The sequence below is a fragment of the Bdellovibrio sp. CKG001 genome (assembly GCF_055397465.1).
Genome location: NZ_AP029173.1, coordinates 778492 through 797698, shown reverse-complemented (window position 1 = coordinate 797698; position 19207 = coordinate 778492). Strand labels below are relative to the sequence as shown.

Annotated in this window: 25 protein-coding genes and 1 tRNA gene; 9 read left to right on the top strand and 17 right to left on the bottom strand. The window is 48.9% G+C overall.

All coding sequences use genetic code 11. The features are described from left to right. Positions 1-35 precede the first annotated feature (35 nt). Entirely contained in the window at positions 36-620 is a 585-nt protein-coding gene (locus ACZ50P_RS03985) for a hypothetical protein (protein ID WP_464133611.1), read from the bottom strand. 126 nt (positions 621-746) lie between these two features. Between ACZ50P_RS03985 and lpxD the strand changes: the two genes are divergently transcribed. Both lpxD and ACZ50P_RS03975 read left to right on the top strand, forming a co-directional pair. Further along, complete coding sequence (gene lpxD, locus ACZ50P_RS03980; RefSeq protein ID WP_464133608.1) at positions 747-1793, top strand: UDP-3-O-(3-hydroxymyristoyl)glucosamine N-acyltransferase; 1047 nt, start codon at positions 747-749, stop codon at positions 1791-1793. 15 nt (positions 1794-1808) lie between these two features. Beyond that, complete coding sequence (locus ACZ50P_RS03975) at positions 1809-2174, top strand: hypothetical protein (protein WP_464118050.1); 366 nt, start codon at positions 1809-1811, stop codon at positions 2172-2174. A gap of 53 nt (positions 2175-2227) precedes the next feature. Here ACZ50P_RS03975 and ACZ50P_RS03970 read toward each other — a convergent pair whose 3' ends face one another. The 9 genes from ACZ50P_RS03970 to rpmB form a co-directional block, all read right to left on the bottom strand. After that, positions 2228-2590: a polyketide synthase gene (locus ACZ50P_RS03970; RefSeq protein ID WP_464118051.1), complete on the bottom strand. Its 363-nt coding sequence runs from the start codon at positions 2588-2590 to the stop codon at positions 2228-2230. 29 nt (positions 2591-2619) lie between these two features. Next, on the bottom strand, positions 2620-3015 hold the full coding sequence (locus ACZ50P_RS03965; RefSeq protein ID WP_464118052.1) for a branched-chain amino acid aminotransferase: 396 nt from the start codon (positions 3013-3015) through the stop codon (positions 2620-2622). Positions 3016-3074: 59 nt separating this feature from the next. Then, the gene (locus ACZ50P_RS03960; RefSeq protein ID WP_464118053.1) at positions 3075-4199 is read right to left on the bottom strand and encodes a THUMP domain-containing class I SAM-dependent RNA methyltransferase; all 1125 of its coding nucleotides are present in this window, start codon (positions 4197-4199) and stop codon (positions 3075-3077) included. 86 nt (positions 4200-4285) lie between these two features. Further along, the gene (locus ACZ50P_RS03955; protein WP_464133607.1) at positions 4286-6022 is read right to left on the bottom strand and encodes an electron transfer flavoprotein-ubiquinone oxidoreductase; all 1737 of its coding nucleotides are present in this window, start codon (positions 6020-6022) and stop codon (positions 4286-4288) included. Between the two features lie 40 nt (positions 6023-6062). Beyond that, positions 6063-6308, bottom strand: coding sequence for a hypothetical protein (locus tag ACZ50P_RS03950; protein ID WP_464118055.1), 246 nt, complete (start codon positions 6306-6308; stop codon positions 6063-6065). Positions 6309-6456: 148 nt separating this feature from the next. Then, entirely contained in the window at positions 6457-7287 is an 831-nt protein-coding gene (locus ACZ50P_RS03945) for a carbon-nitrogen hydrolase family protein (protein WP_464133604.1), read from the bottom strand. A gap of 12 nt (positions 7288-7299) precedes the next feature. Further along, the gene (locus tag ACZ50P_RS03940; RefSeq protein WP_464133602.1) at positions 7300-7650 is read right to left on the bottom strand and encodes a hypothetical protein; all 351 of its coding nucleotides are present in this window, start codon (positions 7648-7650) and stop codon (positions 7300-7302) included. Positions 7651-7822: 172 nt separating this feature from the next. Then, entirely contained in the window at positions 7823-8083 is a 261-nt protein-coding gene (locus tag ACZ50P_RS03935) for a KOW motif-containing protein (protein WP_464118058.1), read from the bottom strand. A 14-nt stretch (positions 8084-8097) separates the two neighbouring features. Continuing rightward, positions 8098-8379, bottom strand: a complete 282-nt coding sequence (gene rpmB, locus ACZ50P_RS03930) for a 50S ribosomal protein L28 (RefSeq protein WP_262554330.1) — start codon at positions 8377-8379, stop codon at positions 8098-8100. 191 nt (positions 8380-8570) lie between these two features. On the opposite strand from rpmB, the gene rpsR reads away from it, so the two are divergent. Beyond that, positions 8571-8840 carry a 30S ribosomal protein S18 gene (gene rpsR / locus ACZ50P_RS03925; protein ID WP_464118059.1) on the top strand — a complete coding sequence of 90 codons (270 nt, stop codon included), beginning with the start codon at positions 8571-8573 and terminating at the stop codon, positions 8838-8840. Between the two features lie 95 nt (positions 8841-8935). Here the strand turns inward: rpsR and ACZ50P_RS03920 are convergent, their stop codons facing one another. Beyond that, positions 8936-9328: a hypothetical protein gene (locus ACZ50P_RS03920; protein ID WP_464135176.1), complete on the bottom strand. Its 393-nt coding sequence runs from the start codon at positions 9326-9328 to the stop codon at positions 8936-8938. Between the two features lie 141 nt (positions 9329-9469). On the opposite strand from ACZ50P_RS03920, the gene ACZ50P_RS03915 reads away from it, so the two are divergent. Further along, entirely contained in the window at positions 9470-9673 is a 204-nt protein-coding gene (locus ACZ50P_RS03915) for a hypothetical protein (RefSeq protein ID WP_464118061.1), read from the top strand. 4 nt (positions 9674-9677) lie between these two features. Here ACZ50P_RS03915 and ACZ50P_RS03910 read toward each other — a convergent pair whose 3' ends face one another. Next, the gene (locus ACZ50P_RS03910; protein WP_464118062.1) at positions 9678-10340 is read right to left on the bottom strand and encodes a hypothetical protein; all 663 of its coding nucleotides are present in this window, start codon (positions 10338-10340) and stop codon (positions 9678-9680) included. Positions 10341-10423: 83 nt separating this feature from the next. On the opposite strand from ACZ50P_RS03910, the gene ACZ50P_RS03905 reads away from it, so the two are divergent. From ACZ50P_RS03905 to ACZ50P_RS03895, 3 genes are all read left to right on the top strand, one after another. Continuing rightward, a tRNA-Pro gene (locus ACZ50P_RS03905) sits at positions 10424-10500 on the top strand. Positions 10501-10621: 121 nt separating this feature from the next. Further along, entirely contained in the window at positions 10622-10816 is a 195-nt protein-coding gene (locus tag ACZ50P_RS03900) for a hypothetical protein (protein ID WP_464133599.1), read from the top strand. 232 nt (positions 10817-11048) lie between these two features. After that, entirely contained in the window at positions 11049-11789 is a 741-nt protein-coding gene (locus ACZ50P_RS03895; protein ID WP_464133597.1) for an endonuclease I family protein, read from the top strand. 126 nt (positions 11790-11915) lie between these two features. Here the strand turns inward: ACZ50P_RS03895 and ACZ50P_RS03890 are convergent, their stop codons facing one another. Further along, on the bottom strand, positions 11916-13361 hold the full coding sequence (locus tag ACZ50P_RS03890; protein ID WP_464133595.1) for a trypsin-like peptidase domain-containing protein: 1446 nt from the start codon (positions 13359-13361) through the stop codon (positions 11916-11918). 190 nt (positions 13362-13551) lie between these two features. Between ACZ50P_RS03890 and ACZ50P_RS03885 the strand changes: the two genes are divergently transcribed. Next, positions 13552-14442 carry a CBS domain-containing protein gene (locus ACZ50P_RS03885; RefSeq protein ID WP_464133593.1) on the top strand — a complete coding sequence of 297 codons (891 nt, stop codon included), beginning with the start codon at positions 13552-13554 and terminating at the stop codon, positions 14440-14442. 20 nt (positions 14443-14462) lie between these two features. Then, a complete protein-coding gene (locus ACZ50P_RS03880) occupies positions 14463-14939 on the top strand; it encodes a hypothetical protein (RefSeq protein WP_464133590.1) in 477 nt (158 codons plus the stop codon). A 10-nt stretch (positions 14940-14949) separates the two neighbouring features. Here the strand turns inward: ACZ50P_RS03880 and ACZ50P_RS03875 are convergent, their stop codons facing one another. The 4 genes from ACZ50P_RS03875 to ACZ50P_RS03860 form a co-directional block, all read right to left on the bottom strand. Beyond that, positions 14950-15285, bottom strand: a complete 336-nt coding sequence (locus tag ACZ50P_RS03875; RefSeq protein ID WP_464133589.1) for a rhodanese-like domain-containing protein — start codon at positions 15283-15285, stop codon at positions 14950-14952. A 53-nt stretch (positions 15286-15338) separates the two neighbouring features. Then, positions 15339-15800 (bottom strand): Hsp20/alpha crystallin family protein, encoded by a 462-nt coding sequence (locus tag ACZ50P_RS03870; RefSeq protein WP_464133586.1) that lies wholly within the window; start codon positions 15798-15800, stop codon positions 15339-15341. Between the two features lie 132 nt (positions 15801-15932). Beyond that, on the bottom strand, positions 15933-18398 hold the full coding sequence (locus ACZ50P_RS03865) for a cation-translocating P-type ATPase (protein ID WP_464133583.1): 2466 nt from the start codon (positions 18396-18398) through the stop codon (positions 15933-15935). Between the two features lie 12 nt (positions 18399-18410). Continuing rightward, positions 18411-19169: an ABC transporter ATP-binding protein gene (locus ACZ50P_RS03860; RefSeq protein ID WP_464133581.1), complete on the bottom strand. Its 759-nt coding sequence runs from the start codon at positions 19167-19169 to the stop codon at positions 18411-18413. Positions 19170-19207: the final 38 nt, after the last annotated feature.

Sequence of the window (19207 nt, the reverse complement as noted above, 5' to 3'; positions counted from 1 at the left end):
CCCGTCGCACCCCGAAACATGAGTTTTGGACTTACTTAAGACAGTTTTCTATTGCTGATCAGCATGCGTTTTCCATCCTCAAAAAGGACTTCCAAACGGTCATATTCATTGGAAAGGATAAAGCCCCAACCAAAGATTTTATGCTGAATCGGAGTCTTTGCCTCAAATTGACCCGAAATGCTGTAGGAAGGGGCTTTCATGGCCTTGTACTTCTCGTGAAGCTCATGCCATTTCACCTGGTCTTCAGACAGGCCGGTCTTATCAATTTTGACTTTCTTTTCTTTTTTAGGAGCTTCGACAACCTCTTCAACCGGAGCTTCTTCAACCAACTTCAACTTTCTCTCAGGTTTTTCAGCCTTCGGAGCCTTGGCAGCAGGAGTCTTTTCAACCGGTTTTGCAGCTTTCGGAGCAGGCTTGGCTGGAGCAGCGGGCTTGGCCTCTTTTTTTGCCGGAGCCTTCGTTGCTTTCACTTCCTTCACAGGTTTAGCAGGTTTCGCAGCAGGCTTGGCAGGTTTAGCCGCCTTTGCAGGGGCCTTTGCCGGAGCTTTCTTCGCTACAGGCTTCGCTGTCTTCTTTGCCTTTGCCGCAGGTGCTTCCTTTTTCGCAGCCTTTTTCGCCATCTCGTTTCCTCTCCAAAATTAAAGGTGAGAAAGAATCAAAAAGTGTCTATATAAGCAGCTTTATACTATCACCCAGTGTCTTGACATCAAAAAAATAATAGTAAAGTGTTAGCGCGAGGCATCACTATGATTACAGCACAAGTTATTACTGAGCTAAATTCTTCTGACATCAACTTCGTTTCCGGCTCCCTCGATGCCGTGGCATCCAAGGTTCTTCCGCCAGAAAACTGCGACTCTGAAAGCCTGGTTTTTGTTTCAAAACCAGAGCAATTGGCAGCCGCTCTTGCGGCTCGAGCACCGGTCGTCGTGGCTCACAAGTCCCTGGCGCTTCCGCCCGACAGCACATCGACGCTGTTTTCTGCGAACTCTGTCCAACTTGCCATGGCAGCCATCCTGCCTCTGTTTGATGGGAAAATGAATCGCTTCAATCAGACGGAAAAAATCCACCCTACAGCGATCGTTCATCCGACAGCCCACTTAGGGAAGAATGTCTGCCTGGGTCCTTATGTGGTCATTGGCGAGCAGGCCAAGATTGGCGATGGCACAACCATTGGAGCTCACACTGTTGTTGAATCCTTCGCCGAAGTGGGCGACCACAGCCTGCTGCATCCCCACGTGTTTGTCGGCTCACACTGCACCCTGGGCGCCCGCTGCGAGATTCACCCCCACACCACCATCGGATCCGACGGTTTTTCTTTTGTGATGACCAAAGAAGGACATCAGAAGAAGATCCCACAAATCGGTCGGGTTGTGATCGGGAACGATGTCGAAATGGGCGCTAACTGCGCCGTTGATCGCGCTGCTTTGACGGAAACCCGTATCGGCAATGGCACCAAGATGGACAACTTCTGCCATATCGCCCATAACGTGACCATCGGCGAGAACTGCGTGATTGCCGCCAAGTTCAGCGTGGCTGGCTCTAGCAAAATTGGAAACAACTGCATGTTCGGTGGCGAAGTGGCTGTTTCAGACCATGTGACCATCACGGATCGCGTGATCATCGCTGGACGGGGCGCTGTGACCTTCAATATCACAGAACCTGGCCAATACGGCGGCTATCCATTGGAACCCCTGCGTGATGCTCTTAAAACATTGACCAACAAAACCCACATCACACGCATCCGCAAAGACCTTGCCCGTGTGATCAAACATCTTGGCCTTAAAGAAGATTAACAAGGAGATTCCTCAATGACGTATCAATTCTATAAAATCATGCACTTCCTGGGTCTTATGACCTTGTTCTTTGGCCTTGGGGGTCTTCTGGTGGCGAACTATGCTCGCGTGCAGCTGAACAAACAAGCTCGCATCATGTGCTTTGCAACCCACGGTTTGGGTTTGATGCTTTTGCTGGTGGGTGGCTTTGGTATGATGGCCAAACTTGGCATCATGGGCGGCATGCCAGGCTGGCTGTACGGCAAACTTCTGATCTGGGTCCTTTTGGGCGTGGCTGTTTCTTTGATCAAAAGAAAAGGCTACATCGGCTGGCCGATTGCGATTTTGCTTTTGGTTCTGGGAACCACGGCAGCGATCTTCGCAATCAACAAGCCTTTCTAAAGATATCACAACCGACAAAAAACAAAAAACCGAGGTCATAGCCTCGGTTTTTTTTATTTGCAGACCACTTTTGCTTCCACGAAGTATTCCCAGCCGGAATCATCTTCTTCATAAACCAGGCTGGCCGTGCCGTCGTCAGATACCTCCAAAGAAACGAAATACTCTGTACGACTGCCGTAGGCCGAAGTGATTTTAGTGCGACCACCGATGGTGCGATAGACTCGGGTGTTTTCACCCACCCATTCATTTTCGTGGTCGGCACCGGCAAACTTCACAATCGCATAATCGTTATTATCAACCGAAATCTCCAAACGAACCGGAGCCTGTTCTGCCGTCCTGCCTTCACAGACATATGATTTCGCGGCAAAGCTTTCTGCGGAAAACATCAAAACAACTGCACTCACCCAACGTTTCATTTCTATCCCCATAAAAACCGGTTGAAGTCTTACTGAATTGGCTCTGGAAGGTTGCACTGAACCATGTAACCTTCGTTTGTTGTACGCACCCAGTTCACCTGCTGCGCTGAAAACTCCTGAGACGACTCACGCTCGCCGACCTTCAGGTTTTGCAGAAAAATCATGGAACCAGGAACAGAAGCCTCCGGATCGTTTTCGATCAAAAGCTGATACTGAATCAGAGTACTCTCATCACCGAACTGGATCTGGATGAACTTCCCGTATTCCTGATCAATGACGATATTCATCATGTACGCTTCTTTTTCTTTCAACACCACGCCATCGTTTAACAGACGGCATTCCACCTTCTGAACCACTTCATTAGAGGTCAATCCCGCCCAGGCCACACCCGGCAACAAACTCATCAACAGCAAAAAAATCTTCACAAAAATCCCCCTCAGGATTCGGCGGGCGGCCACTTCAAAGCGCCCCCCGGAGAAAATAACTAGAACATTGAGTACTTCAGGAATCGGCATTCAATATTGCCGTTGAACACAAAGTGCTTACGCGTGGATTTCAGCTTCAAATCAGCAATCAGCTCTTTGTTACCGGAAAGAATCCAGGCATCCCAGCCTTTGAATCTATGCTTCAGTGTGAAACCCAGGTCGCGATACACGTCGCGCAGATTGTCTTCATCCCCGATACGCGCACCGTATGGAGGATTCACAATGATCAGACCTTTTTCAACCGGTGGCTCCACCGTCGCAACAGATTCTTTCTTGAACTCGATCACTTCATCAACACCCGCACGCTTGGCGTTGTCTTTGGCGTTCATCAAAACGCGCTTGTCGATATCAAAGCCATAGAACTTAAACGGAAGCTCTTCTTTCTCCGCATCCATAGCCTCCTGAACAACCTTTTCCCAGGTGTCTTCTTCATAGTTCAGCCAGTTCTGGAAACCAAAGCGTTTGCGGTTCACACCCGGCGCGATATTCATCGCCATCATCGCAGCTTCAATCAGGAAGGTTCCGGAGCCGCACATGAAATCCACCAGCGGAGTTTGTTTGTCCCATTCGGACAAACACAAAAGACCCGCCGCCAGATTTTCCTTCAAAGGAGCATCGCCCACTTCCTTGCGGTAACCGCGCTTAAACAAGCTGTCACCCGAAGTGTCGATCGCCACATTGAATTGGTTTTTGATCGCGCGAACATGAATGCGCAAAGACGGGTTTTCGTTATCAACATCAGGACGGACACCGAATTTTTCACGGAACTGATCCACGATAGCGTCTTTGACTTTCATCGCAACAAAGCGCTGATCGCGCATTTTGGAATCAGACACGCTGGCATCAATCGAAATTGTCTGTGTCGGCTTAATGTACTTGGTAAAGTCGTGACGAAGAATTTGATTGTACAACTCTTCTGGCTGATAAGCCGTGAAATCCAAAACGGGCTTCAGGATACGGCTGGCAAGACGGGAGTGAAGATTGGCTTTGTAGCAGCCTTCCCAGTTGCTCTCAAAGAACACTCCACCGATATAACGGTTGGTGACTTTAAGTCCTAGATCTTTCAATTCTTGTTCTAGTGGTTCTACAAGTCCACGGGCTGTGGAGGCAAAAAACTCTGGCATGGGGCAGTCCTTTCTGTTGGTTAAGAAAGCCCAGTCCCTATGCGCTGGGCTTTCCTTACCGCCAGTCAGGACCCCCTGAGGGAATCCTAGACTTCGCGGTACTGTGGTCCACCGCCCCCTTCAGGAACGGTCCACTCGATGTTTTCGAATGGGCACTTAATATCACAAGTCTTGCAATGAATACAGTTCGTATAATTGATTTGTAAGTCCTTCTTACCTGCTTCTTTTGTGGACGGAACCATCTCATATACAGAGGCCGGGCAGAAATGATTACATGGTGATTTGTACTGTGGCTCACATACGGTGCGGCAGATATCCCCGTCCTTCAAAATAAGGTGGTTTGGGGAGTCCTCGTCGTGCATGGTGCCCGTCAAATAAACACTGGAAAGCTTATCAAAGAACAGTTCGCCATCCGGTTTCGGAAGCTTGTTGTCCTCGTGATCCAAACCATAAGGACCCCAGATATCCACAACCTTTTCGGTCGTTTCCGCATCTGTGTGTTCAATAGGCATTGGGTCCTGAAGACCACGGCCACCCGTCAGCTCCTGAAGAGCCAACAAAGGCATGCTTTCCACCAAGCCTTTGCTGAGCGCCTGGTGGAAGTTACGAACGCGATAAAGCTCGGATTTCACATAACCGGCTTCAATACGGTCGGAATAGCCCTTGGTAACAGATTCAGAGAAATCAGCGCCCTTAGCCAAACCATCCACGATGGTTTCAGCGGCCTGCATACCAGACTTCATCGCCAAATGGATACCTTTTAGCTTCTGCACGTCCACCATGCTGGCAGAGTCCCCGCACACCATGAAACCGTCGCCATAGAGCTTCGGCATAGAGTACCAGCCCCCGGCCGGCAAAGTCTTACCGCCGTAAGCGATCACTTTACCACCTTTGAGCATGCTCTTCAGGAACGGATGAGTTTTCAATTTTTGCAGTTCACGGTGTGGATCCAGCAATGGATCGTTCGTGTCCAAATAAGCCACCAAGCCCACGATGATCTTATCACCCGGCAAAGTGTAGATGAATGTCCCACCGATAGATTTGGACAGCGGGAAGCCCATGGTGTGGATCACCTGACCAGCTTCCACCGTGCCCGGAGGCATCTGGATGATTTCTTTCACGCCCTCTTCAAAAACTTCTTTGTTTTTGCCAGCGCGAAGATCCAGTTTCTTTTCAACCTGTTTAAACAAAGACCCACGCGTTCCTTCCGCGAAGATCACAACTTTCGATTTCAGGATCAAACCGGGCTCGAAGTTGGCTTTTGGATTGCCGTTTTTATCGCGACCCTTGTCGCCCGTGCGAACACCGACGATTTTGTTGCCTTCATACAACGCTTCCACGGCGGCAAAGCCCGGGAAGATGTTGATGCCTTTTTCCTCACACTTAGCGCCCAACCAGCGGTTGAACTTGCTCAAGGAAACAATGTAATTGCCTTCGTTGTGGAACGGCGGCGGAGTGATTGGCAGTTTGAAAGAGAAATCAGAACCCAGATAATAAACGGCGTCCTTCTTCACTTCGGAATCCAGCGGGCAGCCCTCTTCCTTAAAGTTCGGAACCAGCTCTTGCAGGGCTTTTGGATTCAAAACCGCGCCCGAGAAACTGTGTGCCCCCACTTCAGAGGCTTTCTCCAGAACTACGATCATTTGTTCAGGGATTTGTTCGCCTTGTTTGCGGCCGGCAGAAACATCTTCGTTGTGCTTCTGAATTTGATTTTGCAAGTGAAGGGCGCAAGACAAACCAGCAGCACCGCCACCGACGATCAGGACATCAACGTCCATCGTTTCGCGTGTAACACCTTCAGGTAGTTGATCGTTTACAGACATATTCTCTCCATTCAATTCAAAACAACTTCAGGCAAAAGGCCTATTCTTCCATCGGCTCGTCTTTGACTTCCGCCTGCGGGGCCAGTTTTCTTGGCGGCGTCGACAGCTGAGACTGCACCTTCAAGTCCTCTTCATCCCGACCGCCAGGGTAAAGGCGTTTTTTGGCCTTCGTGGCGATCTCTGCTTCGCGAGCCTCATCGTACTGGGGCTCAGTGGCATCCTGAGCCAGGGCCGATTGGACACCTACTGAGGATAGCAGAAACAAACATAAGAAAACTCGGATCATATCCAGCTCCATCTTCTGCGCTCGGGGCGCATATTAAAAGCTAACTGAGAAAGTTGTCATTGAAATATTGCAGGAAATCCCGGACTCCGTCCAGTTTTCAAGTGCACTTTAGGACTCAGTTTTTACAACGCGCGCGAAAGAACCGCACCTAGCCCACGGGCAGGCGACGGTGAAACTTCATAGGTATTTGGCGGCGCACAGAATCGATGCGGTCTCGGGTCAGTTTGGAAAGAGTGACCCCCGGAACCCGCTTTTCGACCTGACCAACCACAGTCCCCCAAGGGTCAATGATCAAGCTGTGCCCATAGGTCTCGCGAGTGCCACCACGAAGACCCAGATGAGTCCCCCCTTGAGCGGCCGCGATCACATAAGATTGATTCTCAATCGCACGGGCGCGCAGCAGGATTTCCCAATGCGCCTCCCCCGTTTTAACCAAAAATGCCGCTGGCAGCAGAATCGCATCCACTTCCTGGCGGGCATACTGGGAAAAAAGCTCTGCAAAACGCACATCGTAACAGATGGCTTCACCGATCTTAAATCCATCCACCTCAATCACACTGGGAGCCTGCCCGTGACGGAACACATCCGACTCGCGAAGCGGCGCCTGTCCATCAAGCTGAATATCGAACAAGTGCATTTTTTGATACGTGGGACGAATCTCCCCTTCGGGAGTAATTAACATTGAGGAGTTGTAGAGATGCCCCTCCAAATACAAAGGCACCGACCCCAGATGCAGATAGGTATTATATTTTTTTGCAAGATCCGCTAGCTGCACAAAGGCTGGATGACTGACCGTTAGGCCTTCAATCTTTTCACCCTCTTTCAGGCGCAGATAAAGACAATTTTCCGGAAAACTCACGAATCGCGGTGATGCGCTCTGAAAGGCCTCTTGCAGAAGATTTTCCATCTGAGTGAGGTTGGTTGCGACATCATCCACAGATGTCATTTGAATAGCAGCAACAACCAGTTCAGCACTCATGAAAATCCTCTCTTACTCTGCATTAAGCAGAACATTGGAAGTGCGGGCCTCTTTGACCTCGCGACAGCTCCATTTGGCATCTTCAAGATTTTTTCTGACATTCGTGACGAATTCGCTGCACGACTGATGATTTTGGCCTGAGCCAATCACTTCATCCACACCTTGTTTGGTGTAAATCGTACGGCAAACTTGATCTTTGTCGATCTCAACACGCAGGGTGCGCACTGTTTTATTGTGTTTGCATAAAACCAAGGACTCGCCCAGCTCAGCGGCCTGACCTAAGGACGAAAAAAAAAGCACCGTCATCGTTACCGAGAACAGTGCTTTTAATTTATTTGCTTTAAAGATTTGGTCCTGTTTCAAGCTGCTCTCCTCTTTTAACAAGTTGGCCGAAATTAACATTTCTAAACTCAACTTAGATTTTACGCAGCTATGTAAGAGACTAAAACGAAGAGATCGCTTTAAGGACCAAATTTAGACTTTGTCTTAGGCAAACTTTGCCCGGTTGATCTCGTCAGAACAACCGGATGAAAGACTATGCAGATTTAGACTTAGTCGCTTTTTTAGAAGTCTTCTTTTCTTTAGAAGCGCCTTCAACCAACTTCACATTGGAGTAGTCGATGAAGCCTTCTTTTTTCAAAAGACCGTCTTTTTTGTCGTAGTGTGTTTGTACTTTCACACCTTGAACTTGGATTTTCATAGCTTTTGCGTCAACAGCAAGAACAGAACCCTTCTTACCTTTGTCAGAGCCTGTGATAACTTGAACTGTCGCGCCTTTTTTGATTTTCAATTTCATGTCGGCCAGCCTTATTAGTTCTTAATTTTCTTCTTAATTCTCATTTTAACTGCCAAAGCTCTTTTAGAAAGCTTGGAGTCATCTTGATTAAGAATGAAGTTGTCGAAACCGCCAACGTGTTCCATGTCACGGATAGCGCTTGCTGCGATTTGCAATCTAACCATTTGGTTCAGAACGCGGCTAAAGATGCGTTTTTTCTGAACATTTGGTAGAGCAGTTGACTTCGTTTTAATGTTGGAGTGGCTCACCAAGTTCTTAACAATGGGGCCTTTTCCCGTTACTTCACATTTGCTCATTCTAAGCTCCTCTGGCTCATCTCTTACAGGCAGGCCTCAGGCCCGCTAACTGGCTACAAGTCTGGATTGGCGCCTATTGGCGCGGCAAAACAAGAAACAACCATATAAAGTAAAAAGACACTTGATGGCAACTGTTTTTTCTCGTATACACAAGAACTCGCTAACCAATAGGAAATCGAAAGAGGATAGTAATGAAAAAGACAACTCGTAGCAAATACCGTCAGGAATTCTCTGGTGACCACGTATTCGATTACAAAGATCCAGCATCTTTGACTCGTTTCATCGGTGACGGTGGTAAAATCACTCCATCCAGAATCTCTAAACTTTCCGTTGCTCAACAGAAAAAAGTTGCTGCAGCTGTAAAGAAGTCCCGTAACTTGGGTCTATTGCCTTCTGGCTCTGACTCTTACGATACATTCCACAGAGCAGAAGCAATTTCTCCAGTTCCTTTCGAGATCTAATCCGATCTGAACTTGTAGATAGGTTTCCTGATTGGGAAGACAAAAAAGCCGGTGATGAACCGGCTTTTTTGCGTTTTGAACCTGATTTTAAGCCCTTAGGACTTTTTTCGGGATAATTTCCACCAGCACCAGGCCGTCACCGCCATCATCGCCATGTAACTTTTACTGGACCATTGATGCAGCACAGGACCCGGAATTCCAATAAATGAGAGTTGCTCAAAAGGCACCCCCCAGTTCGCCAGCCGAATCCCCAAAATAGGCAACGCAAACAGCGTCCAAAATTGCATAACCACGACAAACCACAGCATTTGACTGAGTTCAGCCCGGCGGTACTCCCAAGTCATCAAAACAACCGGAAGCGCCACGAACAAGATCCCAGCCAGAGTGGCCGCAACCTGACGGTCTTCAACACCCCGGAACAGGGCCATCACAGAGATGATAACAATGAACTGGGCGATCAAATATCCAAGAAAGGCATTTCGTCTCATATCCAAGAAGCTAGACCAGCCTCGAAGACAACTCAAGACCCAGGGCAGCCGAAACCCCTTTAATTTGCAGCAGACGTCCGACTCCGCCCGGCCCCCGCCTTGCACTAGGGGTCTTTCAACAACTTAAACAATGGGGGAACCATGAAACTCTATGCACTCAATCTTTTGCTTCTACAAAACCAACTTAAAAACTTTGGCCTGAATCCTGCCGAATGGAGCCTGCTCAAGATCCAAAACTTCGGCTTCCGCATCCAACATCGCGAGGACCACGATCTGGTACTGTATGGGCAGATAGAATATCGCAACCAAAGCCCTCGCTGGAAGTCTTTGGAAATCTCACTCTAAAGACCTAGTAAACCTCACAGCGCACAGAGAACAGACTGCGATTCCAGATATCCTGCTCGGACAGGACCAGAGTGGCCTTACGAGGCTCTGCCGCCACGTAGTTTGGATCCGAAGATGGCGGGATTTCTTCACCAGGAAGCTTTTCGTAAACTTTTCTACGGAAGCTGACCCAGGACTCTTCGCCATTGGCGCGCGTGTAGATACTCTTCAAACGGCAAAAAATCGCGATTTCTGCGTCTTGCATCCATCCGAATCTCTCCAACCCCGGCTCTGGGGGCTTTGTCCCCCACGCCAGCCGCGCCATCAACTCCAAACCATCATTCAGGGCCGAGCGAACCTCGGCCAGACCATAAAGCTGAGGCGTGCACTCCGCCGACGCCTTCCCAACACCTTCAGCCACTTGACGCAGAATCGTGAAGTACTCATAACAAGACCCCGCACTGTTCCCGAGCTGACATGCCTCTTTTGCACGCACAATCGTCGGTGGGATTTTGTTTTTCTTGTAAAGGGTTGGGAAGATGTTGCCTTTTTGCAACTCCTTAAAGGTTTCCGCCTGCGTATCGCACACAGAGTGAGGCGGGCTCATGACCATAAACACAACAATAGCGACTGCCAGGACCAGGATGGCAAGGACAGGCTTCGGCAACGAGTTCAAAAAGTTTTCCATGGAAAAAAGGATAGCTTATATTGCGCGTTAGAATCTAGTAGTTTGACAACTGGCCCCACCATTATGTAGTTTCCTTTCTCTGTCGGGGAGTAGCGCAGTCTGGTAGCGCATCTGGTTTGGGACCAGAGGGTCGTAGGTTCGAATCCTATCTCCCCGACCATTTTAGCCTTTTAAAAGTGATCGCAAAGCGATTAGTTTTAAAAGGCTTTTTTCGTTTCAGGGCCACAACGTCCCGAGTTCCATCCTCGCGCAACACCAAAATCAAAGTTAAGGAGTTTTTTATGTCTCATTCTTCGGATCCAAAAAATGATGCTTTGATGATGGACTCTTCTGCGCAGCTGACTGCGGAGGCTGAGTTGCTTGAAGAAAATTTTGAATCCGCAGACACCCTTGAGGATTTCACAAAAGCTCTGATGGAAAGTCTCACTTCAAAACTTCATGCAAATATCGACGAGATCTTTAAACAGAACAAATAGCTCGCTGAAAAACGCACTGACGTTCGGTGCGTTTTCCATCTATCAAAACAATTCTTTTAGTTAGCCTAGCCTGTTTGAAATCTCGATAATCCCCCAGTGGCGGTTTTCAATTCGAACAAACGCTTTGTCAGGATTTCATTTTGATAGTCCGCCGCACCAAGACATCCCGTATTTCATGATTGAAACGCAAAAACCCGCTTGATAATCGTGAAATGTCTACAAGGGGGGAACTGTGGGCCGTTCGTTATTTTTGTCAATTGCGCTAGTTTTAACATCTTTTGCCGCCAAAGCTGACCTTCGCGGTGATCTAAAGAAACAAATCACTTCCGAACACCGCCCAATCTCTTACGATAAAGCACAAGTCGAACTCCTCGGGAACGTCTCCCTGATCCGACTGTCTGACGGCTCTTATGCTATTGACGAAGTGTATTGCTCGACTCCCTATGGCCGAACCCACCTGGGAAGCGGCGTTGGTCCTGGCAAAGAACCTTCCTCAACGATCGTTAACGTTGAGCACACCGTCGCACAATCTTGGTTTAAAGGACGCCATTACTTCAATGTTGGGAAGGCTGACTTGCACCATCTTTATCCTTCTGACTCCAGAGCCAACTCAATGCGCGGCAACTTTGCCTTTGGTGAAGTGAATACGGTTAAAAACACACCAAGATGTTTTGACGAACAAAGACAGGATATTTCCACCGAATCAAAGCTGGGCAGTGGCAGCGGCAGTGAGCTGGTTTTTGAGCCACCCACAAAGCACAAGGGCAATGTGGCTAGAGCCGTATTTTATTTTGCAGTTCGCTATGACTTCCCGATCCCAGCCAACTTGGAAAAAACTCTTCGCCGCTGGAACAAGCTTGATCCCGTAGATCAGGCAGAACTTGAACGCAATGACGCTATTGAAAGAATTCAAGGAAACCGCAATCCATTCATTGATCATCCGGAATACGCTGATCAAATCTCTAAATTCTAGTCTTGAAGAGTCTTCTTCAAGACTACTTCTAACTTGAAGCTAAAGACTGCCGAAGAGCTTGGCTTGATATATCAAGGCAATTTTGTCCGATTGTGAACCAAGCTCAAAAAAGAAAAACTGAAATAGTTAAACCTTAAATGCTTCAGGACTCATCCTGCGAACTTGAAACTCTTCGGACGCCAAATGAGGCAACAAAAAGTTCCCGAAGGCCCCGGAAACAAACTCAACCAAAATTCCCGAGCCTTTTGTTCTTTTCGCCAAAGCCAGTGCCTCGGCAAAAGACTGCACGTCACTTGCGGGCTGCCCTTGAACGGCTTTCACAAAGTCTGAAACCGAAATACCCATCTCGTCCGCCAGACTGCCGGGCACCACATGAGACACCACCAGCTTGGATCCCCCCAGATAAAAATCCCGAAGAATCTGATCGCGACTGTAACCAAAGGCAATCAATGCCGAAACAACATCAGTACAAATATCCTGCAGGATCAATCCGCCGAAAGACAAATAGGGCCTATCGACCAAAACAGGTCTTCGCGAAATCTCTCCGGACTCCCAAGAAAAGATTCGGCCTTTTAACACCCGCTTCTTTTTTTTCCTCAGAATCGTGACAGACACTTCTCTTCCTTCAGGCACACCGTGAATGACATCGTAGATGTTTCTTTTCCTATCACTGGCCATAGGCAACACATTGCCATGTCGATCCAATGACTCTCCGGCCATGGCCAGAATCACATCCCTGCTTTGCAAACCCATGGCCTCTGCCGGACTTCCGGGAAGGACTTTACGAATGATAACCCCCGTGTCGGCAGGGACTCCCAGCAGCCGGTAATTCCATTCTGAATTTTTCTGAATCAACAGCCCCAGACGGGACAACGATGCCTTGTCTTTTTTTAAAAAGGTTTCCAAAACGTTTTTGGCCAGATGAATCGGCGTGATAAAACTAAAATTCTCTGCACCTTCTATCACGGCCGTATTGATCCCGACCACCCAGCCTCCTGCAACAAGCGCCGGGCCTCCGCTGTTTCCAAAGTTGATGGCAGCATCAGTGACCAGACGCTCAGTGGTGTCACCCGTGCCTGCAATAAAGTTTGAAATTTCGCCTCCGGAAAAATGTGGCTCATCCACCCCCAAGGGAAAACCGATGGTCTTCACCTCCGCACCGCGATGCAATTTCACATCAAAACCCAACTTCAAGGCCGGGATCTTCTTCAACCCGGTCAGTTTCAGGAATCGTTTGATGTCATTTGCCCCCAGACGGAGCAGGGCCACATCCGGCTCCAGGTCCTCGACCATCCCCAGAATTTCCGCGCGAAAGGATTCGTCACTTGTCAGGGTCGATCGCACTTCAATACGCACCGAATTTCGAACGACATGGCTGTTGGTCAGGATGTATCCCCCCTCGCCATGAAGTTGAATAAAAAAACCGGAAGCACTCCACTGCTCAGGCGCGACAAAGCGCGGATCCAAAATTGAACGTGGATCCGTCTCGCTAAATCCCTGGACAAAGATGCGAACGACCGCTCGGGTGGCTTCGTGAGCCTGCCTGGCCATGCTGGAAATTTTTGGAGACATACTCCCGAAGTTTAGTGGACGGATAGCGTGAAAACCATCGACGGGCTCAGCTGGTGTTAAGACTCAAACTATAACTTAGCCATGACAGCGGACCGTTGCCAAAGCGCAGATCTTTCTTTCATGTCCCGCACGTAACTCGCCTGATCGTTCTTTGAATGACATCATTTAAAAATTAAAAGGAGTCGGCACTATGAAATCTCTTCGGGTTCAATCCCTTCCCCTGCACAAACCCATCATTCTCAAAAAAGACAAATCTCTGCGCCAGGCAGCTCTTGCAATGAACCGCAACCATGTCGGAAGTGTTATTGTCTCTGACGGCCATGGAGTTCTGCGGGGTCTGTTTACGGACCGCGATCTGGCTTTGGCTCTGGCCCTGAAGAACATGCGAACTTCCGTTCCTGTAGGAGAAATCACTCAGCAGTCACTTATTTATGTCGACGAAAACGCGACCCTGGAAAACGTTATTGATCTGATGAAAAAATTTGCCATCCGCCGGGTGCCCGTCGTGCGCAGTCGGCACAATGGGAAGCAAACCTGCCTGGGCATTATCACCCTGGATGATCTGATCAAAGAAGGACTTATCGACAAAAAAGATGAAATCCAGATTCTGCGTTCGCAGTTAAACTTGCCGAGCGAAAGACGCACCCGTAGCCGGTTAAAAAATATCTTCCGCGCACAAGAACACAAAGAGCATGCAATGGCCATCTTCCTGAAATCCATTTCAGAGTACACCAATCTGAACCGGGCCAGCGCCAAGACACTGACCCTGGAAACACTGACATTGGTTTTAAGAAGAATTTCAGAAAATTCGGGGTCTAATTTCTTGTCGCAACTTCCCCACGAGCTTCAGATGCAATTGCTTTCAGAAGTCTCCCCAGCAGATCGATCCATCAACGCTTCCCTGATCTCAGAGCATATTCAAAGGAAGTTTAAAGTCCCTCCTAAGCAGGCCGAGGCTTTGCTTCAAAGTTTCTGGAGAGCCCTGGCCCGGTCCGTCTCCATCACCGAGCTCCGCAAAGTGGAGCGGGATTTACCACGGGAGATCACGCAAATGCTCTCCCCTCGGGCCTCGATGATCTGAAACAATCTATGGAGTCGAACATGAAAAAAATGAACACCTTGATTGCCACACTGGTCCTGATCACTGCTGGTTGTGCGACCATCTCAAAAGACAGTGCAGATCTGGATCGACGTATCCAATCAGAAGCCCCAGCGAACACTCCTGAAGAAATCGCACAGCGGGCTGCGGATGTCTTTTCATCCGCCCCCGGGCTGAGCCAGGACCAACGAGCCAAGCTCAATGCCTTGTACTTAAGAACCTATGCTGACTCAAGACAGATCCGCAAAGAGATTGGCCAGATGAAGTCTCTTTTATTTAAAGAAGCTGCCATCAAGAAATTCAAATCCAAAGACATCAACGATCTCACCCGAAGAATCATGGACGCCGATCAAAGAAGGTTGAATATTATGTTCGCCGCCCTGGAAGAAATGCAGACCATTGTGGGGCATGGGGATGACAAAAAGGAACTTTACGAATACTTGCGCAAGTACGACTATCCCGGAAGCACTTTACGATAGGACTCCGGGATCAAGGTGAAAGGGCGGGATTCATCTGAAGGGCTTTTCGCGCCTCTTCGTACCCGCCCAGATTGGTCAGGTTCTTAAAGCCGAGCTTTTTCATGATCGTCACCGCCTGGGTCGCTCGCTTCCCACCTTTGCAATAAACTTTATAACTGTCCTCACGATTTAGTTTTGAAACCCGGTGAGGAAAGCTCTTGTTTAACACATCGATATTGATGGCTCCGGGCAAGTACCCTTGGGAATATTCTTCCGGGGTGCGCACATCAAGCAAAACTTCTTTGGCCGAAGCAAAAGAGGCGTTAAAAGCAACGAGACAAAGAATCACGCCCCAAAATCTTTTCATCTGATCCCCCGGACGCGAGGGCCGGACATGCAATCCATATCCGGCCGTTTCAATCAATGAATTGAAATCTGCTTGCTTTTGGACTCTGCCGTTTTAGGAATTGTCACGGACAACACTCCGTTTTCAAATTTAGCATCCACTTTCTTCTCATCGATCGCCTGAGGCAAAGTGAAACTTCTCATGCAGGAACCGTAAGAAATCTCGGAGAAATATCTCTTTTTGCTTTTTTCTTCCTTCTCCGACCTTCTTTCTGCCCGAATGGTAAGTCGATCACCCTCGACCTCCACCTTCACATCTTCTTTTTTTATGCCAGGAAGATCCACCTTCAAAAGGTAATTCTTATCCTCCTCAATAAGCTCGCTGGAGGGCATCAGACTCAACTCTTCCCCCAATTCCCCACTTCTCAGCTCCATCAGTTCGTTCAGCAGACGATCAATCCGACTTTGATGCCGACTCATCTCTCTAAATGGGTTCGCTAAAGATCTTTCGCGCCATAAACTTGGTAGATTCACCATAGTAACTCCTTGGTTAGACAGTAGACTAAAACAAGACACCTGGAGTTCTTTATAGAATTCCTCAGCATTTGCATAGAAACAACCAACCATAAAAAACGACTGACCTGTATCAAATGCGGCCTGTTTGCCAGCTTACAGACGCGACTTTCTTACCCACATTAAACCACTTAAAAGAAGCAGCACCAGCGTGCTGGTCACAACCCAATCCTCCGGTCGCAAAGGAGACAGCCGGAGGAAGCTAAGGGAATCCGAAAAGTGAATAAGCCCCACCGATGAAAGGAATGTTGTGAGCGCCAGAGCGGTGGCAACCTTGGACTTAAAACGAGTGAGATACAAAGCCGCTCCGCCACTCCAGAAAGTCAAAAGCGCCATCGCCATTGCGCGAGCCCGCTCGGGATCACCGGACTCTTCCAGAGTATGCGTGAATCCCCATCCCATTGCTCCGGCCAAAAGCACCCCAGCAAGACAGATGCTGATCATTTGTTGAGAAGAAAAGATCTTTGGATTGTTCGGCTCTTCTGGCGCTGCGGTCGCTGCGGCTTGGAAAGCCAAAAGTGCCGTCGGGTGAATCAATAGTTCCAGCCACACTATATGAACAGGAAGATAGACCAAGGGATACCCAGCCAAAGGTAAAATAGCCGCAGTTAAGACAAGCGGAACATGAAGAAGCAGAAGATATTCAAAACTCATTTTCAGATTTAAAAAAAGCTGTCGGCCTTCCCGAATTGCATTGATGATCGTGCTAAAATTGTCGTCCGCCAGAATAATTGACGAAACTTCTTTTGCACTTCGCGAACCTCTTTCGCCCATGGCAATTCCGATATCAGCCGCCTTCAAGGCTGGAACATCGTTCACGCCATCCCCTGTAACAGCGACAAGCTCACCCAAACGCTTAAGTGCCATGACGATCCTCAACTTCTGCATCGGAGTACAACGAGCCACTACATCCACGGTCTTCAAATAGCCCGCATTGTGATTCAGCCACTCCTCCTGAAACTTTTCAGACTCCTCTTCCGCGGAAACGACAACCGGCTCGGTCAAGGTTAGGCCTGCATCCTTAGCGATCGCAGCCGACGTCTCAGGATGGTCCCCGGTAATCATTAACACTCGTATGCCATTGCTGCGGCAGTATGCCATGGCGTCTGCAACCTCCGGGCGCGCCGGATCCTCAAAAGCCAGTAAGCCGCAAAACTCCAGACCTCCCTCCGGTTCGTTTTCAAAGAGCGCAGCAGACCTCTTCTTGGCAACCCCAATGACCTTGTGCCCAGTTCTCGCCCACTGAGAGACTCGCTCCCCCCACAAGGCTCTTTCATTCACAGCAAGGCCGGACATTGCAAGAATCCTCTCAGGGGAGCCCTTTACATGCGCCATAAAATCGCCACCGGATTCCTGAGTCAGCACGGTTTCTCGTTTTCTGTCCTCTGTAAATGGGAAGACTCGCAACCTCAATGGACTGTCCAAGTTCATTTGTTGCGCGACCTGCCTGATGGCAGTATCAACAGGATCCGAATCCGAGCTTGATGCAGCCAACGCAGTCCTTAACAGAGACAAGACATCCCCCTTGTTCGGCTCCCAATGTGTCAAAGTCAAACGGCCATGCGTGATTGTACCCGTCTTATCCGTGCAAATATGAGTTATCCGACCAATATTCTCAACGCTGACAGCTCGCCGAACAAGCGCACGCTTTTTTGCCAGGCGATAGACCCCGACTCCCAGGAAGAATGTAAATACGACAGGAAACTCTTCTGGCATCGCCGCCACTGCCATCGTTGCGGCACTTAACAGAGCATCCAGCCAGCCATGCCCTTGATAGATCCGGACCGCAGCCAGAACTAGACAAAGCAGGACCGACCCCAGAACCAGAATCTGTACCAACCGCCCGATCGAAGCCTGCAGCGGTGTGCGCTCATGCGGCATGCGGGCCACAGAGCGCACAATTTCACCGTAAGACGTGCTGGAACCGGTGAGCAAGACTCTCAAAGCACCACTGCCTGTCAGTACTCTTGTACCCGCATAACCCAAGGTCTCAGAAGGAACTCGGACCTCTTCCAGAGCAGACATCGCAAAGAGATCCAGAGTGCTTGGCATTTTCTTGACCGGCTGTGACTCTCCCGTCAGAACTGATTCATCCAACTGAATATCTTGGGTCCTTTCAAAAACTCCGTCAGCGGGAACAACCACCCCGTGTACTAATAGCACCAAATCGCCTGGCACCAAATCCCGGGCATCAATCTCAATTTCCCTGGATTCACGATAGACTTGAACACGGCTGGACAACTGCCCCCTCAATGACGACGTCGAGGCTTGAGTTCTCCAGTGTAAAAAGGCATCCATAAATAAGAGTGGAAAAATAGCAACATACAGAGTTATGCCGTCCGTCGGCTCCCCAACCAAAAAGAAGGCCGAGCCGACCGCTAGCAGAAACCAAATCATTGGATCTTTCAATGTATCAGTCAGGAGATCGATCCAAGGGCTCCCGGAAACTTCGACAATGTTATTGGGTCCGAAGCGCTCCCTTTGTTTGGCCACATCCGCTAGAGTCAAGCCACCATCCCAACGTCGAAGTCTTTTGATGTTTTCTAAAGAGATGGTCTTCATCTTAACTCCGATTCAATCCCACTTCAAAGGCCCCTCCATTATCCCCTCAACAAACTGATGCACCAGCGGATGTGATGATTGTCGGGTCTGCTCAGGAGTCCCCGCCATGATGACCTGTTTATTGCCAACAAGTACAATCCGGTCCGCCATTTTATAAGCACACACCAGGCTGTGAGTAACCATGATGATAGTCGAACCATGCTCTCGTTTCAGATTCAGGATCAGATCCAGAAGAATTTCTGTGTTGATCGGATCCAGTCCGGCAGTGGGATCATCATAGAATATAATTTCAGGATGAAGCGCCAAAGACCGGGCGATCCCCAAGCGTTGCTTCATGCCACCAGACAGCTCATGGGGCATCATATTCTGTGCCTGGGACAGTCCCACATCAGCAAGACATTCACGAACTCGCACCTCAATTTCATCCTCGGTCATGGAAGTGTGCTCCCGCAAGGGAAATGCCACATTTTCATAGGCGTTCATCGAATCAAAAAGAGCACTTTTTTGAAACTGCATTCCTATTTTACGGGCCAATCGTATTTTCTCTTCGGACTGCAGATCCTGCCAATCTTCTCCCTCGCAGTAGACATGACCATGCTGGGGCTTGTAAATTCCGGCCATGGTCTTTAGCAAGACCGTTTTCCCAGCGCCACTGGGCCCAATAATCACCAGGGTTTCCCCTCGCTCAACCTCCAGAGAAACGTCACTTAATACAACTTCTCCGCCCAAAACAATTGTGACATGATCAAGCTTGATTGCAGGGTGATTCATGGTTTCATTCTATTTTCTCCTCAGGGATACATAAAGAA

Coding starts and splice junctions, on each gene's coding strand:
- ACZ50P_RS03985 (WP_464133611.1), bottom strand. CDS start 620: ATGGCGAAAAAGGCTGCGAAAAAGGAAGCACCTGCGGCAAAGGCAAAG.
- lpxD (WP_464133608.1), top strand. CDS start 747: ATGATTACAGCACAAGTTATTACTGAGCTAAATTCTTCTGACATCAAC.
- ACZ50P_RS03975 (WP_464118050.1), top strand. CDS start 1,809: ATGACGTATCAATTCTATAAAATCATGCACTTCCTGGGTCTTATGACC.
- ACZ50P_RS03970 (WP_464118051.1), bottom strand. CDS start 2,590: ATGAAACGTTGGGTGAGTGCAGTTGTTTTGATGTTTTCCGCAGAAAGC.
- ACZ50P_RS03960 (WP_464118053.1), bottom strand. CDS start 4,199: ATGCCAGAGTTTTTTGCCTCCACAGCCCGTGGACTTGTAGAACCACTA.
- ACZ50P_RS03955 (WP_464133607.1), bottom strand. CDS start 6,022: ATGTCTGTAAACGATCAACTACCTGAAGGTGTTACACGCGAAACGATG.
- ACZ50P_RS03950 (WP_464118055.1), bottom strand. CDS start 6,308: ATGATCCGAGTTTTCTTATGTTTGTTTCTGCTATCCTCAGTAGGTGTC.
- ACZ50P_RS03945 (WP_464133604.1), bottom strand. CDS start 7,287: ATGAGTGCTGAACTGGTTGTTGCTGCTATTCAAATGACATCTGTGGAT.
- ACZ50P_RS03935 (WP_464118058.1), bottom strand. CDS start 8,083: ATGAAATTGAAAATCAAAAAAGGCGCGACAGTTCAAGTTATCACAGGC.
- rpmB (WP_262554330.1), bottom strand. CDS start 8,379: ATGAGCAAATGTGAAGTAACGGGAAAAGGCCCCATTGTTAAGAACTTG.
- rpsR (WP_464118059.1), top strand. CDS start 8,571: ATGAAAAAGACAACTCGTAGCAAATACCGTCAGGAATTCTCTGGTGAC.
- ACZ50P_RS03920 (WP_464135176.1), bottom strand. CDS start 9,328: ATGAGACGAAATGCCTTTCTTGGATATTTGATCGCCCAGTTCATTGTT.
- ACZ50P_RS03915 (WP_464118061.1), top strand. CDS start 9,470: ATGAAACTCTATGCACTCAATCTTTTGCTTCTACAAAACCAACTTAAA.
- ACZ50P_RS03910 (WP_464118062.1), bottom strand. CDS start 10,340: ATGGAAAACTTTTTGAACTCGTTGCCGAAGCCTGTCCTTGCCATCCTG.
- ACZ50P_RS03900 (WP_464133599.1), top strand. CDS start 10,622: ATGTCTCATTCTTCGGATCCAAAAAATGATGCTTTGATGATGGACTCT.
- ACZ50P_RS03890 (WP_464133595.1), bottom strand. CDS start 13,361: ATGTCTCCAAAAATTTCCAGCATGGCCAGGCAGGCTCACGAAGCCACC.
- ACZ50P_RS03885 (WP_464133593.1), top strand. CDS start 13,552: ATGAAATCTCTTCGGGTTCAATCCCTTCCCCTGCACAAACCCATCATT.
- ACZ50P_RS03880 (WP_464133590.1), top strand. CDS start 14,463: ATGAAAAAAATGAACACCTTGATTGCCACACTGGTCCTGATCACTGCT.
- ACZ50P_RS03875 (WP_464133589.1), bottom strand. CDS start 15,285: ATGAAAAGATTTTGGGGCGTGATTCTTTGTCTCGTTGCTTTTAACGCC.
- ACZ50P_RS03870 (WP_464133586.1), bottom strand. CDS start 15,800: ATGGTGAATCTACCAAGTTTATGGCGCGAAAGATCTTTAGCGAACCCA.
- ACZ50P_RS03865 (WP_464133583.1), bottom strand. CDS start 18,398: ATGAAGACCATCTCTTTAGAAAACATCAAAAGACTTCGACGTTGGGAT.
- ACZ50P_RS03860 (WP_464133581.1), bottom strand. CDS start 19,169: ATGAATCACCCTGCAATCAAGCTTGATCATGTCACAATTGTTTTGGGC.